Consider the following 338-nt stretch of genomic DNA (forward strand, 5'->3'; position numbering starts at 1 on the left):
CCAGGTGACGCCGCCGTCGATGCTGATCTGGGCATACTCGCCGTCGGCCAGCGTCGCGCCGAGCGAGCCGTGCAGCGTCAGGGACGTATCGTTGGTGATAAAGTCGCTGCTGCTCAGGCCGGTATCGTCGCTGATGCTGTCGATAGCGATCGTTTTGCTGGCGTCCGGCGCAACCGTATCAATCGTCACGACCTGGCTGGCGGTGGCGCTGATGTTGCCCGCGTCGTCAATCACGCGCAGCTGGTAGTTGTAATCCCCGTCGGCCAGCGTACGACCGTCCACGTAGGTCCAGGTCAGGCCGCTCACGCTGACGTCGGTCCAGGTGACGCCGCCGTCGA

Annotated in this window: 1 protein-coding gene; it reads right to left on the minus strand. The window is 64.8% G+C overall.

All coding sequences use genetic code 11. The features are described from left to right. Nucleotides 1–338: Ig-like domain-containing protein (locus IM273_RS21630; RefSeq protein ID WP_193055615.1), on the minus strand; the 338-nt coding region annotated here is incomplete at both ends.

The sequence above is a fragment of the Enterobacter cloacae complex sp. P13B genome, from assembly GCF_014895915.1.
GTDB lineage: Bacteria > Pseudomonadota > Gammaproteobacteria > Enterobacterales > Enterobacteriaceae > Enterobacter > Enterobacter bugandensis.